Source organism: Acinetobacter pittii (genome assembly GCF_022449185.1).
GTDB classification, from domain to species: Bacteria; Pseudomonadota; Gammaproteobacteria; order Pseudomonadales; family Moraxellaceae; genus Acinetobacter; species Acinetobacter pittii_I.
Genome location: NZ_JAKUKO010000023.1, coordinates 1 through 515, shown reverse-complemented (window position 1 = coordinate 515; position 515 = coordinate 1). Strand labels below are relative to the sequence as shown.

Sequence of the window (515 nt, the reverse complement as noted above, 5' to 3'; positions counted from 1 at the left end):
GTACTTGATCCAATCAATGCAACTGACCCGGTGAGCGGTACAGCAGAAGCGGGCTCAACCGTGACTGTGAGCTTCCCTGACGGTACGACTGCAACAGTTGTGGCAGGCACAGACGGAACATGGTCAGTACCAAACCCGGGTAACCTGGTGGATGGCGATACAGTAACTGCAACAGCAACTGACCCTGCAGGCAATACTTCATTGCCAGGTACAGGCACAGTCTCTGCAGACATCACACCGCCGGTGGTTCTACTTGATGATGTGTTGACCAATGACAGCACACCAGCACTTACTGGTACAGTGAACGATCCGACAGCCACTGTGGTTGTGAATGTGGATGGTGTTGACTATCCGGCAGTGAACAATGGTGACGGCACCTGGACGCTTGCAGACAATACACTTCCTGCGTTAACTGATGGTCCACACACCATTACCGTGACGGCAACAGACCCTGCAGGCAATGCAGGTACCGATACCGCAGTGGTGACCATTGATACCACCGCACCAAATGCACC

At 53.6% G+C, this 515-nt stretch carries 1 protein-coding gene; it reads left to right on the top strand.

Going from position 1 to position 515, the window contains the following annotated elements; all coding sequences use genetic code 11:
* On the top strand, window positions 1-515 hold a 515-nt coding region (locus MKX14_RS18225), incomplete at both ends, for an Ig-like domain-containing protein (protein ID WP_240283152.1).